Source organism: Streptococcus sp. HMSC063B03 (genome assembly GCF_001836965.1).
Lineage (GTDB): Bacteria > Bacillota > Bacilli > Lactobacillales > Streptococcaceae > Streptococcus > Streptococcus pneumoniae_F.
The window spans coordinates 107,863-121,992 of record NZ_KV831050.1 but is presented as its reverse complement, the minus strand read 5'-3'; the positions used below and the strand labels follow the sequence as shown (position 1 = coordinate 121,992).

At 41.0% G+C, this 14,130-nt stretch carries 18 protein-coding genes; 5 read left to right on the top strand and 13 right to left on the bottom strand.

Features of this window, described 5'->3' with window-relative positions; genetic code table 11:
* The 3 genes from HMPREF2628_RS06885 to HMPREF2628_RS10530 all read right to left on the bottom strand — a co-directional run.
* The coding region (locus HMPREF2628_RS06885) for a GDSL-type esterase/lipase family protein (RefSeq protein WP_070842724.1) at positions 1-423 on the bottom strand (423 nt) is incomplete at its 3' end.
* Position 424: 1 nt separating this feature from the next.
* Positions 425-1,252: an HAD family hydrolase gene (locus tag HMPREF2628_RS06880; RefSeq protein WP_070842723.1), complete on the bottom strand. Its 828-nt coding sequence runs from the start codon at positions 1,250-1,252 to the stop codon at positions 425-427.
* A gap of 21 nt (positions 1,253-1,273) precedes the next feature.
* Positions 1,274-2,602 (bottom strand): CapA family protein, encoded by a 1,329-nt coding sequence (locus tag HMPREF2628_RS10530; RefSeq protein WP_083320538.1) that lies wholly within the window; start codon positions 2,600-2,602, stop codon positions 1,274-1,276.
* A 279-nt stretch (positions 2,603-2,881) separates the two neighbouring features.
* Between HMPREF2628_RS10530 and def the strand changes: the two genes are divergently transcribed.
* Both def and rlmB read left to right on the top strand, forming a co-directional pair.
* Positions 2,882-3,493 (top strand): peptide deformylase, encoded by a 612-nt coding sequence (def, locus tag HMPREF2628_RS06865; RefSeq protein ID WP_070842722.1) that lies wholly within the window; start codon positions 2,882-2,884, stop codon positions 3,491-3,493.
* 44 nt (positions 3,494-3,537) lie between these two features.
* Positions 3,538-4,266, top strand: coding sequence for a 23S rRNA (guanosine(2251)-2'-O)-methyltransferase RlmB (gene rlmB, locus HMPREF2628_RS06860; protein WP_045611907.1), 729 nt, complete (start codon positions 3,538-3,540; stop codon positions 4,264-4,266).
* A 38-nt stretch (positions 4,267-4,304) separates the two neighbouring features.
* Here the strand turns inward: rlmB and trxB are convergent, their stop codons facing one another.
* The 7 genes from trxB to HMPREF2628_RS06825 all read right to left on the bottom strand — a co-directional run bounded on the left by trxB (position 4,305) and on the right by HMPREF2628_RS06825 (position 8,657).
* Positions 4,305-5,216, bottom strand: coding sequence for a thioredoxin-disulfide reductase (trxB, locus tag HMPREF2628_RS06855; protein ID WP_070842721.1), 912 nt, complete (start codon positions 5,214-5,216; stop codon positions 4,305-4,307).
* Between the two features lie 65 nt (positions 5,217-5,281).
* Positions 5,282-5,506: a DUF4059 family protein gene (locus tag HMPREF2628_RS06850; protein WP_000926599.1), complete on the bottom strand. Its 225-nt coding sequence runs from the start codon at positions 5,504-5,506 to the stop codon at positions 5,282-5,284.
* A 77-nt stretch (positions 5,507-5,583) separates the two neighbouring features.
* Entirely contained in the window at positions 5,584-6,327 is a 744-nt protein-coding gene (locus HMPREF2628_RS06845; RefSeq protein ID WP_000590982.1) for an amino acid ABC transporter ATP-binding protein, read from the bottom strand.
* Positions 6,327-7,127 carry an amino acid ABC transporter permease gene (locus HMPREF2628_RS06840; protein ID WP_070842720.1) on the bottom strand — a complete coding sequence of 267 codons (801 nt, stop codon included), beginning with the start codon at positions 7,125-7,127 and terminating at the stop codon, positions 6,327-6,329. The genes HMPREF2628_RS06845 and HMPREF2628_RS06840 overlap by 1 nt, the downstream gene beginning before the upstream one ends.
* A gap of 157 nt (positions 7,128-7,284) precedes the next feature.
* Positions 7,285-7,641, bottom strand: coding sequence for an arsenate reductase family protein (locus tag HMPREF2628_RS06835; RefSeq protein WP_070842719.1), 357 nt, complete (start codon positions 7,639-7,641; stop codon positions 7,285-7,287).
* 12 nt (positions 7,642-7,653) lie between these two features.
* On the bottom strand, positions 7,654-8,163 hold the full coding sequence (locus HMPREF2628_RS06830; RefSeq protein WP_070842718.1) for a methylated-DNA--[protein]-cysteine S-methyltransferase: 510 nt from the start codon (positions 8,161-8,163) through the stop codon (positions 7,654-7,656).
* Positions 8,163-8,657: a GNAT family N-acetyltransferase gene (locus HMPREF2628_RS06825; protein ID WP_045607171.1), complete on the bottom strand. Its 495-nt coding sequence runs from the start codon at positions 8,655-8,657 to the stop codon at positions 8,163-8,165. The genes HMPREF2628_RS06830 and HMPREF2628_RS06825 overlap by 1 nt, the downstream gene beginning before the upstream one ends.
* A gap of 134 nt (positions 8,658-8,791) precedes the next feature.
* Between HMPREF2628_RS06825 and HMPREF2628_RS06820 the strand changes: the two genes are divergently transcribed.
* Both HMPREF2628_RS06820 and HMPREF2628_RS06815 read left to right on the top strand, forming a co-directional pair.
* The gene (locus HMPREF2628_RS06820; protein ID WP_070842717.1) at positions 8,792-9,238 is read left to right on the top strand and encodes a DUF1836 domain-containing protein; all 447 of its coding nucleotides are present in this window, start codon (positions 8,792-8,794) and stop codon (positions 9,236-9,238) included.
* Positions 9,235-9,882: a PAQR family membrane homeostasis protein TrhA gene (locus HMPREF2628_RS06815; protein ID WP_033680091.1), complete on the top strand. Its 648-nt coding sequence runs from the start codon at positions 9,235-9,237 to the stop codon at positions 9,880-9,882. Before HMPREF2628_RS06820 ends, HMPREF2628_RS06815 begins: the two co-directional genes overlap by 4 nt.
* 20 nt (positions 9,883-9,902) lie before the next feature.
* On the opposite strand, the gene pdxT is transcribed toward HMPREF2628_RS06815, so the two are convergent.
* The 3 genes from pdxT to nox all read right to left on the bottom strand — a co-directional run bounded on the left by pdxT (position 9,903) and on the right by nox (position 12,891).
* On the bottom strand, positions 9,903-10,484 hold the full coding sequence (pdxT, locus tag HMPREF2628_RS06810; RefSeq protein WP_070842716.1) for a pyridoxal 5'-phosphate synthase glutaminase subunit PdxT: 582 nt from the start codon (positions 10,482-10,484) through the stop codon (positions 9,903-9,905).
* A complete protein-coding gene (gene pdxS / locus HMPREF2628_RS06805; RefSeq protein WP_000138517.1) occupies positions 10,485-11,360 on the bottom strand; it encodes a pyridoxal 5'-phosphate synthase lyase subunit PdxS in 876 nt (291 codons plus the stop codon).
* Between the two features lie 151 nt (positions 11,361-11,511).
* Positions 11,512-12,891 carry a H2O-forming NADH oxidase gene (nox, locus tag HMPREF2628_RS06800; protein ID WP_070842715.1) on the bottom strand — a complete coding sequence of 460 codons (1,380 nt, stop codon included), beginning with the start codon at positions 12,889-12,891 and terminating at the stop codon, positions 11,512-11,514.
* Positions 12,892-13,199: 308 nt separating this feature from the next.
* Here nox and HMPREF2628_RS06795 point away from each other — a divergent pair, with 308 nt between their 5' ends.
* Positions 13,200-14,123 carry an FAD:protein FMN transferase gene (locus HMPREF2628_RS06795; RefSeq protein ID WP_070842714.1) on the top strand — a complete coding sequence of 308 codons (924 nt, stop codon included), beginning with the start codon at positions 13,200-13,202 and terminating at the stop codon, positions 14,121-14,123.
* Positions 14,124-14,130: the final 7 nt, after the last annotated feature.

The following is a 14,130-nucleotide window of genomic DNA, read 5'->3' as shown; positions in this document are numbered from 1 at the left end:
TGTCTGCTTGTACTCCTCTCCCTCATTGACTGGCAAAATGGAAAGCAATTTAATCTCAGTCAATGGATAATCGCGAGTAATGGATTGTATGATAGCTTCGAGATTATTGAGAGCCTCATTCACAGGCACATCTTTTCCGATATCATTTGTCCCAATTAAAAGGACAATTTTATCTACCGCCCCACCGTACAGATGCGCATCCAGATTCTCTAGTAACAACCCTGTCTGATAACCTCGAATGCCTCGATTGACAATCGTCTTTGCAGTCCCAAATAGTTCCTGCAGAGGAAAATATTCGACAATGGAATCCCCAATAAAAAGAATGTCTGGCTCTACAACAGAAACCTGATTTAAGTGACGATACTTGGTTTGGATTTTACCCTGTTCCTTTAGGAGCCAATTTTCTAATAACTGTACTGCCACTTCATTCTCCTTTTTCTAACCAGTTTTCCAAGACTTGGTAAACTCCTCCTTGGCTATTGGCTGGCGCTAGAGCAGTCGCCACAGCTTTGGCTTTATCATCAGCATTTTCCATCGCATAAGCAATTCCAGCCATATCAAGCATTTCAACATCATTTTCACTGTCACCAAAAGCCATGATTTGTTGGGGATTCAAGTCCCAGCGCTTGAGTAATTCTTCCAAGCCCCATGCTTTATGAATTCCAGCTTGAAGGATATCAATGCAACCATAGCCACTCGATACAGCCCGAACGCGGCCATCAAAGAGGTCATTGATTTCTTCCAAAACCGAACTCAAACGTTCCTCACCAACAACCATACTCATCTTGAGAACACCACCAAAGAGGTCAGAGGTTAATTCATCCACAAATTGCATCCGTTGGTAGAATTTTTCAATCATTTCTGGAGTCATAAAACTTTCAAGGTCTGTAAAAATCGTACCTTCTTTGACGAAACCACCCTTCATCCCCGTTACAACAAACTGATCCTGACACGATCGACCCTCGAAATAAGCCAAGGCCTTATCGACAATGACATCATCCCAAGTCTGAGCCTGAATCAGTTCATTGTTTTCAAAAATACGAGCACCGTTGGCAACCACCAGAACCACTCGATCCACCAAGTGCTCCAGTAGTTGCCTCATACGGTGAATTTCATTGCCCGTAGCGATGACAAAACGAACGCCCCTTTGATCCAACTGATCTAAAATCTTTTCCAAGCGTGGGAGATCAAGCTGGCCTCTAGCATCCAGCAAGGTCCCATCCATATCTGTCGCAATTACTTTAATCGTCATTTACTTTCCTCTGAATTCAAGCTAATCCCACTTCAATCCTACATGTTCGTTCATTTCTTTATAGGCTGCATCAATTCGTTCCTTAGTCGCTTCATCTAACTGCTCACGATGACTACCACCCTCGATAAAGTCTTCTAGGATATAGGTTTGGTAATGATATAAGGGATATCCTTCTGGTGAAAAAGTTCCCTTTGGTGTTCTATTGACCCAAGTAGGATGAGCTTTAGCTGTTTCAATAGTTGTTTTTCCACTGTTTTTCTTGACAGTTACATCCATAAGAACACCACGCTCTGTCCACTTAGCATTGTCTACACCTTGCATCGTTTCAATTCGCTGATTGGAAATAAAGTTTCCCATAGAATAGATGATAAGTTTTTTCTCTCCATCTTTTTCAACAATTTCAGATGGTTCAACTACGTGTGGATGGCCTCCAAAGATAATATCCGCTCCCCATTCAATCATCTTGTGGTACAAAGCCTTTTGCTCTTCAGTCGGTTCTATGCGATACTCAACACCCATCTGAGGCATGATAACAGTAATATCCGCTTCCTTCTCTGCACGCTCAATTTCAGCCTTCATCTTATCTTCGTTTAGGTCTGAAAGATAGCGGTTATAATCTTCTTGAGAAATACTTTGCTCAATTCCATTAAATCCATAAGAATAAGCCAAAAGTGCAACCTTGATACCGTTCACTTCCTTGATAACGAGCGGAGCTTGATCACGTGACTCGTGCGTATAAACTCCAATAGGTGTCATTCCTGCCTTTTCAATTGCATCTGCCGTTGAAATAACTCCTTCAATTTGAGAATCTAAAACATGATTATGGGCTAAATCTAAAACATGATACCCAGCATCTTTAATAGCATCCATTACTTGAACAGGAGCATTAAATAAAGGATAGCCAGCTAGATAATGATCTTTATTAATGGTCCCTTCAAAATCACCTATTGCCAAATCTGCCTGCTTAAGCCAAGGAGTTACGTATTCAAAATTCTCATGAAAATCATAGCTGCCATCTTCCTTTTTAGCTGACATATAGATAATATCATGGTAAAGTAAATCTCCATGGGCCATAATACGAGCACTTGTTTCTTCTTCTCCCTGATCTTTAGATTTTTGATTTGTCTTATTTGTTTCTTTAGAAATGGCATCCTTTTTTTGACTGGTCAAGGGGATTCCTTGGAAACTTTCAAACAGCAAGACCAAGCCCATTGATAAAGCAACTGCTAGCAAGAGTATCGCCACAAATCCCTTATTACTCCACTTGCGATAACTCCTAAAAAAGTTTACAAAGCCTCTCACAAAATGAAAAACTGGTCCACGTTTATGTCTATCTTGTCTTCTTTGCATCTTCATTCTCCCTACTTTCTAATGCAAGCCTTTTCTTTTTATTATATCACAGATAAGTAATTCTTTCACAATTGATACTCTTCGAAAATCAAATTCAAACCACGTCAGCGTCGCCTTACCGTACTCAAGTACAGCCTGCGGCTAGCTTCCTAGTTTGCTCTTTGATTTTCATTGAGTATGAATTGAACTTCTATCTATTTTCTATAAATCCTAAAGGCTGTAATGCTTTCATTCCTTGTCATTTTGTGATATCATGTAGAGGTAATGAAAGGAGAGAAAATGTCTGCAATAGAACGTATTACAAAAGCTGCTCACTTAATTGATATGAACGATATTATCCGCGAAGGGAATCCTACTCTACGCGCAGTTGCTGAGGAAGTCACTTTCCCCTTGTCTGACCATGAAATCATCCTAGGCGAAAAGATGATGCAATTCCTCAAACATTCCCAAGATCCTGTCATGGCTGAAAAGATGGGACTCCGCGGTGGGGTTGGACTTGCTGCTCCTCAATTAGATATCTCAAAACGTATTATCGCTGTTTTGGTGCCAAACATTGTCGAAGAAGGCGAAACTCCACAGGAAGCCTACGACTTGCAAGCCATTATGTACAATCCAAAAATCGTCTCTCACTCTGTTCAAGACGCTGCTCTTGGTGAAGGAGAAGGCTGCCTCTCTGTTGACCGCAACGTGCCTGGCTATGTAGTTCGCCATGCCCGCGTTACTGTTGACTACTTTGACAATGATGGAGAAAAACACCGTATCAAGCTCAAAGGCTACAACTCCATCGTTGTTCAGCATGAAATTGACCACATCAACGGTATCATGTTTTACGATCGTATCAATGAAAAAGACCCATTTGCAGTTAAAGATGGTTTACTGATTCTGGAATAAAGAAAATCCCGTTGCAAGACGGGGTTTTGTGTTATAATAGAGGCATGAAAACAAATGATATTGTCTATGGCGTCCACGCCGTTACCGAAGCTCTCCTTGCAAACACAGGAAACAAACTTTACCTCCAAGAAGATCTCCGAGGTAAGAATGTTGAGAAAGTCAAGGAACTAGCTACAGAAAAGAAGGTCTCCATTTCTTGGACCTCAAAAAAATCCCTCTCTGAGATGACTGAAGGTGCTGTCCACCAAGGTTTTGTTCTACGAGTGTCCGAATTTGCCTATAGTGAGCTGGACCAAATCCTTGCCAAAACACGCCAAGAAGAAAATCCTTTGCTATTAATTCTGGATGGCTTAACCGACCCTCACAACTTAGGCTCCATCTTAAGAACAGCCGATGCGACCAATGTTTCAGGAGTCATCATTCCCAAGCACCGTGCTGTCGGAGTTACTCCTGTCGTTGCCAAAACAGCCACAGGTGCTATTGAGCACGTTCCAATTGCTCGAGTGACCAATCTGAGCCAAACTCTAGACAAACTCAAGGATGAAGGATTCTGGACCTTTGGAACAGATATGAATGGGACTCCTTGCCACAAGTGGAATACAAAAGGGAAAATTGCCCTCATCATCGGAAATGAAGGAAAAGGCATCTCTAGCAACATCAAAAAACAGGTTGATGAGATGATTACCATTCCGATGAATGGACATGTTCAAAGTCTCAATGCCAGTGTTGCTGCAGCCATTCTCATGTACGAAGTTTTTCGAAATAGACTATAAAAAAGTTTCCAGTCATCTGATTGGAAACTTTTTTATGATTAACTATGTTCGGTGATAAACTTATAAGCTTCTTGACCAGCGATAGCTCCATCTCCAACTGCTGTTGTCACTTGGCGAAGGTCTTTCAAGCGAACATCTCCAACGGCAAAGATACCATCAACCGCAGTTTTCATGTGGTTATCTGTCACAATCCAACCAGCCTGATCTTGGATATTCAATTCTTTAACAAACTCGCTAAGAGGGTCCAATCCAACATAGATAAAGACACCACCGAAGGCTTGTTCTGTCACTTGACCTGTTTTCACATTTTCAAATACGACAGATTCTACTCTGTTTTCACCCTTGATTTCCTTGACTACAGAATCCCAGATAAAGCTGATTTTCTCATTCGCAAAGGCGCGGTCTTGTAACACTTTTTGTGCACGAAGCTGGTCACGACGGTGAACAATGGTAACAGTCTTAGCAAAACGAGTCAAGAAGAGGGCTTCTTCGACAGCTGAATCTCCGCCACCAACTACCAACAAATCTTGGTCACGGAAGAAAGCACCATCACACACGGCACAGTAAGAAACACCACGACTGTTCAGTTCTTCTTCTCCAGGTACTCCCAAAGGACGGTGTTTAGAGCCAGTCGCTACGATAACGGTACGAGTTTCATATGTTTGGTCATCAGTCATCACTTTCTTAAAATCACCATGGTCTTCGACATTTTCAACATAACCATAAATGTGCTCAACACCAAGATTTTCAAGCGGTTCAAACATCTTTTCTGCCAATTCTGGCCCACTAATATTAGCGTATCCAGGGTAATTTTCAATATCAGATGTATTATTCATCTGACCACCTGGCAGACCACCTTCAATCAAGGCTACTTTCAGATTGCTTCGAGCAGCATACAAGGCTGCAGTCATACCTGCAGGTCCAGCACCGATAATAATAGTATCGTACATATAGTTTCCTTCTTTCTTGTTGTAACTATCTTTATTCTAACTCTTTCTTGTCAATCACGCAAGGATTATGCCTTGAAAACAAGAATTAAACTCATAACCGCAAAGGATAATACTGGAACAACCAAAACACCAATCATAATCATATCATAGAGATGGGCTTGGCGAGCCTTGGCTGTCTTATCAACTCCCGACATGGCTCTCAGTCCAATCCAAATCCCTAAAAAAATCAGGACGAGGATGGTTGTCAAGATCAAACTCTCGAAATATAAAGAAAATAGTTGCAGTAGCATGATTTCTCTCATTTCTATCTTTTTTAAAGAGTAAACTCAGCTAGTCCAGCTAACTGAGTTTTTCTTTATCTATTATATCAAATATAAGTCCGTTTGTAACTAGCGAAGAATTCTTTTGTTCGCTCTTCTTTAGGATGGTGGATAATCTCATCCGGTGTTCCAGACTCAATGATTTTCCCCTTATCTAGGAAGAGAATCTTATCCGCAACTTGAGCTACAAAGGACATGTCATGACTAACCAAAATCATGGTTTGACCTGACTTAGCAGCATCTGCAATAGACTTTTCTACTTCGCCGACCAATTCTGGGTCAAGAGCTGAAGTTGGTTCGTCTAAAAGCAAGACATCTGGTTTCATAGCAAGCGCACGCGCTAAAGCAACCCGTTGCTTTTGTCCACCTGATAAATGTCGAGGGTAATGGTTTTCACGGTCAGAAAGCCCAACCTTAGCCAACTCTTCCTTGGCAATCTTGGTTGCTTCTTGGTCGGATAATTTCTTGACAACAACCAAGCCTTCTTTTACATTATCAAGTGCTGTTCGGCGTTCAAACAAATTAAACTGTTGGAAAACCATAGACAGCTTACGGCGTAAGGCAAGGATTTCTTCTTGAGTGATTTTAGAAAAATCAACTGAGAAATCATCAATCTGAATAGAGCCACTGTCAGGTGTCTCAAGATAATTGAGACTACGAAGGAAAGTTGATTTTCCAGCTCCTGAAGAACCAATCAAGGCTACAACTTCCCCTTTTTGAATATCCAAGTTCAGATGATCCAAGACAGTCTGTCCTGAAAAGGATTTGCTTAAATTCGAAATCTTAATCATTAACGAAGGTCTCCTTTCACATCTGTTTGCACTGTATCGGGTGCAGAAATAGCCATTTTTCTCTCGATGAAACGACCGAGGCTTTCAATTCCGATATTGACTACCCAATAAACAAGGGCAACGGAGATGAAGCGTTCAAAGTAACGATAATCGGCACCACCCAAAATCTGAGCTTGGGCAAAGACTTCCACAACACCCGCACTAAAGGCTAGGGAAGTTCCCTTGGTCAAGCCAATTAGGGAATTGATTAAGGTTGGAGTGGCCACAACTGCTGCATTTGGAATGATCACGCGACGATAAACCTGTGCTCGGGTCATCCCCAGACTGCGTGCCGCCTCAATCTCACCAGGATTGACTGAGAGAATGGCTGCACGAATGGTTTCACTAGCATAAGCTGCCTCATTAAAGGCAAAGGCGACAATCGCAAAAGCAGCGGCTGGAATCGCATTGATATTGAGACCAGTACCCCATTGCTGATTGAGAGCTTTCAAAGCCAAAGGAATTCCGTAGTAGGTCAACATGAGTTGCACTAAAATCGGTGTCCCTTTTAAGAAACTAACAAAGAAGGCCTGCAAGGGATATAAAATCTTGACACGATTGATTTTCACAATGGCAAAAAGAAGCGCCAAAAGCAAGCCAAAAAGAGCACCACCAATGGTCAACATAATCGTTGTTGGAAGTTGTTGGACAATTCTTGGAATCCCATCAAAGACCGAACGCAGGCTAAACAGCTTGCCATCCGGAATCAATTGCATCAAGTTTTGATACCAATCTGATGCTAAAATCGTTGTAAAATTCATAAAAACATCCTCTCCTGATAATGATTCATTCTACCATACTTCTGCCGTCAATGAAATTATTTGCTACGGTCAGATACAGACTTTGTCTACCTACTAGTTTATCATACTTTGAAACAGGGAGGTTATATATTTTATCTATCAAAGAGATAGATAAAAACTATTTCAGTCCCAGTTCTTCGTAAGCTTTTCGATAACCGATTTGCTTAACAGTTCCATTTTCTACTAAAATTGGTCGTTTTAATAACATACCGTTACTTGCGAGCAACTGAGCCGCTTCTTTGTTCGACAGACTTCCTAACTTATCTTTCAGCCCTAGTTCACGGTATTTGATTCCACTGGTGTTAAAAAATTGCTTCAACTCAAAACCCGAGGTTTCTAGCCAGTTTAAAATGACTTCTTGGCTAGGTGTTTCTTCGACGATATGAACGGCTTTGTAGTCCACACCGAGTTGGTTTAATTCTTGTTTTGCTTTTTTACAAGTTGAACATTTTGGATATTCGATAAATTCTAACATGTGTTTCACTTTCTATTTTATAACTTTAAAATCTGCGTCTTCATGCTCCAAGAGCCAAGCTTTCTTTTCCACTCCTGCAGCATAACCTGTCAGACGCTTGCCTGCTCCTAGCACACGATGACAAGGTATTAGGATAGACCAAGGATTGCGTCCTACCGCTCCGCCAATTGCTTGAGCAGAATCTACTTGAAGATCTTTGGCTATTTGTCCATAGGTCACTGTCTGGCCATAAGGAATTCTCTGTAAATAGGACCAAACTCGCTTTTCAAAATCCGTTCCGATTGGAGCCAAAGGCAAGTCGGATAAATCCTGAGGCTTGCCTTTAAAGTAAGCATCTAAGCAAGCAATAACTGGGTCTAAAATGGGATGACTAACAACTGCTTCTATCGTCTCATCTACTAGTCCCCTCTCAAAATGCTTCTGCTCCTGCACCCAAACGCCATACAGATATTGCTCGTCGGCAACCAAAGACAAGGTTCCTATTGGCGAAGAATAGAACATTTTTGCGTACTTCTTTTGCATTATTTCTTTAATTTTTGATAGGCCAAGCGTTCGCCATCAACAGGCACTTTACCAACCTGTTTAAAACCAAGTTTTTCAAAAATATGTTGCATAGCTTTGTTTTCAGCATGCGTATCTGAGCGAAAATCAAGATAGTCAAAACCTTCAATCAAGCCCTCTAAAAAGGTTTGAGCAACTCCCTGTCCCTGGACATCTGCTGCCACAGCAATACGGTGAAAGACCAGGTACTCTGACTCTCCAGCTTGCCAGTTGCCTTCATAAATGGCTTCATAGGCTGCCTCTGGACTCTTGGTCACAGCTGCATAAGCTAGTAGTTCTCCCTCTTCCAAGGCTACGTAGGCTTGACCTGAGATAATATCTTCAATAATAATATCAGCATTTGGATAGCCATTTTGCCACTGGTCACTACCAGCATCTGCTAAATATTTTTTAGCATCCTCCATCACCTGCATGATGGCATCTACTTCATTTGGAAAAGCTAAACGAATCTCCATCTGTTCTCCTCATTTCTGACTAGTTTCTCCCATCATAGCATAATTTAAGTCTTTCTACAAGCAGTTAAAACTTGACTTTCTGTTTTTATTATTTTATAATCTAGTTATTAAAACTAGATAAAAAGGAGTTGGAAATGAAAACTACCTTTTCCTACCCAAAATGGGCAGAAATCCCAAACATTGACCTCTATCTGGACCAGGTTTTACTCTATGTCAATCAGGTCTGCGCCCCTATCTCTCCTGATAAAGACAAGGGCCTGACAGCATCTATGGTCAACAATTATGTCAAACATGGTTACCTGACAAAGCCTGACAAGAAAAAATACCAACGCCAACAGATTGCCCGTTTGATTGCTATCACAACCCTCAAATCTGTCTTTTCTATTCAAGAAATAGCACAGACACTTAATACTCTACAAACTCAAGCAAGTTCAGACCAACTCTACGATGCTTTTGTGGACTACATGAACCAAGGAATTGACCCAGCTAACCCCATTATCCAAACCAGCTGCCAAACCGTTAAGCTCTATCATCAAACCCTAGCTTTAATCCATCATACTCAAGAGGAGGAAATCCGATGAACACTAGTCTTAAACTCAGCAAACAACTCAGTTTTGGAGAGGAGATTGCTAATAGCGTGACCCATGCCGTAGGTGCAGTCATCATGCTCATCTTACTCCCCATTTCATCCACCTATAGTTATGAGGCACACGGATTTTTATCCTCTATCGGCGTTTCCATTTTCGTTATTAGTCTCTTTCTCATGTTTCTATCATCCACCATTTATCACTCTATGGCCTATGGTTCGACCCACAAATACGTCTTGCGGATCATCGACCATTCAATGATTTATGTGGCTATCGCAGGCTCATACACGCCCGTCGTCTTGACCTTAATGAATAACTGGTTTGGCTATCTGATTATTGCTATCCAGTGGGGAACGACCATCTTTGGTATTCTCTATAAAATCTTTGCTAAGAAAGTCAATGAGAAATTTAGCCTTGCTCTTTACCTGATTATGGGCTGGTTGGTTCTGGCTATTATTCCTGCCATTATCAGTCAAACGACACCAATTTTCTGGAGTCTCATGGTAACTGGCGGACTTTGTTATACAGTTGGAGCTGGATTTTACGCCAAGAAAAAACCTTATTTCCACATGATTTGGCATCTTTTTATCCTAGTTGCGTCTGCCCTCCAATACATTGCCATTGTTTATTACATGTAAAAAAGTTGAGAAATTCAATCTCAACTTTTTTCTTTACACATATTGATAAAGTACTGGTGCAAGCGCACATCATCAGTCAATTCTGGATGAAAAGAAGTTACAAACATATTTTTTTCTTGGGCTGCAACGATTTGATTATCAACTGTTGCTAGAATTTCTACACCCTCTCCAACACTAGTGATAATTGGACCACGAATAAAGGTCATTGGAATCTGACCGACTCCCTTACATTCTGCTTCCGTATAGAAACTTCCTAGTTGGCGCCCATAGGCATTGCGCTCGACCACCATATCCATAGTTCCTAGATGACTCTCTTCCTGAGAAGTAATTTCTTTAGCCAGCAAAATCAAGCCTGCACAGGTTCCAAAGGCTGGTAAACCAGATAGAATGGCTTCTCGAATGGGAATCAGCATGTCCTGCTCACGTAAGAGCTTGCCCATGGTTGTAGATTCCCCACCAGGTAATATCAAACCCGACAAGTCATTCTGATGCTGCTGAAAATCATCTAAATTTCTGATTTCAACACTCTCGACACCTAATCTATCTAGTACTTTTGCATGTTCTGCAAAGGCACCTTGCAAGGCCAATATTCCAATTTTCATCTATTTTCCTCGCTCAGCCATGAGAATTTGGATTTCATTTTCATTGATACCAACCATGGCTTCTCCTAAATCTTCAGAGATTTGAGCTAGGATTTGAGGATTTCGGAAGTTAGTCACAGCCTTAACAATGGCACTAGCCCGTTTAACAGGATCTCCTGACTTGAAAATACCTGAACCGACAAAGACACCCTCTGCCCCTAATTGCATCATTAGCGCAGCATCTGCTGGCGTTGCAACACCTCCGGCTGCGAAGTTAACAACTGGCAATTTTCCATGTTCATGAACATATTGAACCAATTCTACAGGTACCTGCAAGTCCTTAGCAGCAACATAAAGTTCGTCCTCACGTAGGTTTTGAATGCGGCGAATTTCCTGATTCATCATGCGCATATGACGAACAGCTTGGACGATATCCCCCGTACCCGGTTCTCCTTTGGTACGAATCATAGAAGCACCTTCAGCGATACGACGCAAGGCTTCTCCCAAGTCCTTAGCTCCACAGACAAAAGGAACTTGGAATTCTTTCTTGTCCACATGGAAACGGTCGTCTGCTGGAGATAAAACTTCACTCTCATCGATATAGTCAATCTCAATAGCCTCTAAAATCTGAGCTTCAACAAAATGCCCGATTCTGACCTTGGCCATTACTGGAATACTAACCGCTTCTTGGATTTCCTTAATCATCTTTGGATCACTCATACGGGAAACACCACCAGCTGCACGGATATCAGCTGGAATCCGCTCCAAGGCCATAACAGCAGCCGCACCAGCAGCCTCTGCAATACGGGCCTGTTCAGGATTTTGCACATCCATGATAACCCCACCCTTGAGCATCTGCGCCAAGTTTTTATTTAGTTCATAACGATTTTCAGTCATTTCTTTATCCTCATCATTTGTATTGGTAGCTACCATTTCATTTTAAGTTAGATTAGAATGAATCACAAGATAAAAAAATCATAACTGTATGGGTACAGAATGATGAAAAAGCTATCTGACCTTAGCTTAAGGCCAGATAGCTCATTCATTTTTATTTTTCAGCTGTAAGTGCAGCCATTGTGATGTAGTTGTATGGTTTGTTGAAGTGTGGCAAGAAGAATAGGTCTGTCAATGCCAATTTATCAATTGTCACATGCTCTTGGATAGCAAGTGAGAACATGTGGATTCCCATGCTGATTGCAGAATCGTGTGAAACCATTTGTGCACCAAGAATTTCACGGCTATCTTTGTCAAAGACAATCTTGATGGCAACTTCATGGTTGTCATGCTTCATAAATTCTGGTTTTTGAAGATCGTTAAAGCCTGTTTCAGTTGCGTTGTAACCAGCAGCTTTAGCTTTCTCAAGTGTCAAACCAGTTGAAACCATGTGAAGACCGTAGATTGAGATACCGTTTGATCCTTGAACACCGATTCCTTCCAATTCATGTCCACATGCGTTATATGCACCAACGATACCAGTACGAACAGCGTTTGAAGCAAGAGCGATGTAGCTAGTGTCTTTACGAGAGTTGTCATAAACAGTCGCACAGTCACCTACTGCGTAAACGCCTGGGATAGATGTTTCTTGTTTCTTGTCTACAAGGAAGGCACCGTTACGGAAGAGTTCAATCTTACCATCAGCAAGAGCAGTATTTGGACGGAAACCAACTGCAAGGATAACCATATCCACATCGAAAGTTTCTTTATCAGTAATCAAGCGTTCAACTTTACCGTCACCCTCAATTGCTTTAACAGTTTGACCAAGCGCCAAGCGGATGTTGTGGTCTTCCAAGTTCTTCGCCATCATTTGTGTGAAGTCTTTGTCATAGTAACCGTTCAAAACAGTATCAACGATATCAACAAGGACAACTTCTTTTCCAAGACGTTCAAAGGCTTCAGCAAGTTCAACACCGATATAACCACCACCAACAACTGCGATACGGTCAAGGTGTTGACTCTTATCAGACAATTTGTGAATCACTTCTTCAGCGTTTTGGTACAATTTAACGAATTGTACATTTTCAAGAGTTGCTTTAAATTCGCGGTTGCCTTTAACAATTTCAACACCTTCGATTGGTGGCAAGATTGGTGTAGAACCTGTAGCGAAAATCAATTTCTCGTATGATTCTTTGTGCTCTTTCCCTTCAACTTCTGCTGTAACTACTTTGTTATCATAGTCGATTGAAAGAACTGGTGAGTTCATGTAAACCTTAGCACCTTTAGCTTCCAATTTTTCTTTATCAGAATAGAACAAGCCTTCAGCACCATCAATTTGTTCACCAATCCAAAGAGCCATTCCACATCCTAGGAAAGAGATGTTAGAGTTTTGGTCGAATACAACAATTTCGTTCTCATTGCCAAAATTATCCAACATAGTATTAATACATGCTGTACCAGCGTGGTTAGCACCAACTACAACGATTTTACTCATAGAAAAATTCCTACCTTCAATTTTAAATTTACTCTTCTAGTATATCATTTACTGTTAGCGTTTACAAGAGTTTAGCTAATTTTCCCGATTTTTTTGTAAAAAAATGTAAATAATCTGTATTTTATCAGCCTTTCTTACAATTACTCTTTATTTTCTGAGCATATTTCTTGACAAGTTTACAAATTTTATTTGTGAAAACGCTGACTTTATGGTATGCTAGTATCATGGAAAGAAAATGTAAGGGGTTAAATTTAATATAAATTTACTATATTTCAGCCTTCTTTTCATAAGAGAAAGGAGTTGGTAGCTTGCCTCTTAGTTCACATTCTGAACGGCTAATGGGGACTACTATCACTATTTCATTAGTGGATGAGCAAGCCGATATCTTGCTCCAAAAATCCTTTGATTTGCTCAAAGAGTTAGAATATCGTTTCAATGCCAATAGTCAAGAATCGGAGTTGATGGAAATCAATTATCAAGCTGGAATAGCTCCAGTCAAAGTTCATCCAGACCTGTTTGAATTGATTTCACTTGGATTAGAGCATAGCCTAGCGCCCTCTAGTCATCTCAACATCAGCATTGGTCCCTTGATTCAAACCTGGCGCATTGGTTTTTCAGATGCCAAAGTTGCCCAGCCTCAAGAAATTGAATCGGTGCTACCTTTAATCAATCCTCATTATATAGAGTTAGATTCTTCTACTTCCACTGTATTCTTGAAACAGAAAGGAATGAAGATCGATCTTGGTTGTTTAGCCAAGGGTTATAGTGCGGATAAAGTTGCCCAATTTCTTAGAGAAGAGGGAGTGACATCTGCCTTGATCAATCTGGGAGGGAATATCCTGACTATTGGAAAAAATCAGGCAAGAGGAAATCAGCCTTGGCAAATCGGGATTCAAGACCCAGCCAATCCTAGGGGGAATCACTTAATGACCATCCCTGTTGTCAATAAATCTGTCGTGACTTCAGGCATTTATGAACGTCATCTGACAGTCGATGGAAAAGATTACCATCATATTTTTGACAGTCAAACAGGTTATCCTGTTGAAACAGAACTTGCTAGTCTAACAATCATCTCTGATAAATCAGTTGATGGTGAAATCTGGACAACTCGTCTTTTTGGAGAAAGACCTGCTTCTATCCTCTGGCAAGTCGAAAGTTTGGAGGGTATCGAAGCTATCCTCATCGATAAAGAAGGTCACCTAAGCTGTTCTTCAGGAATTCCTACTCCATAGAAATAGA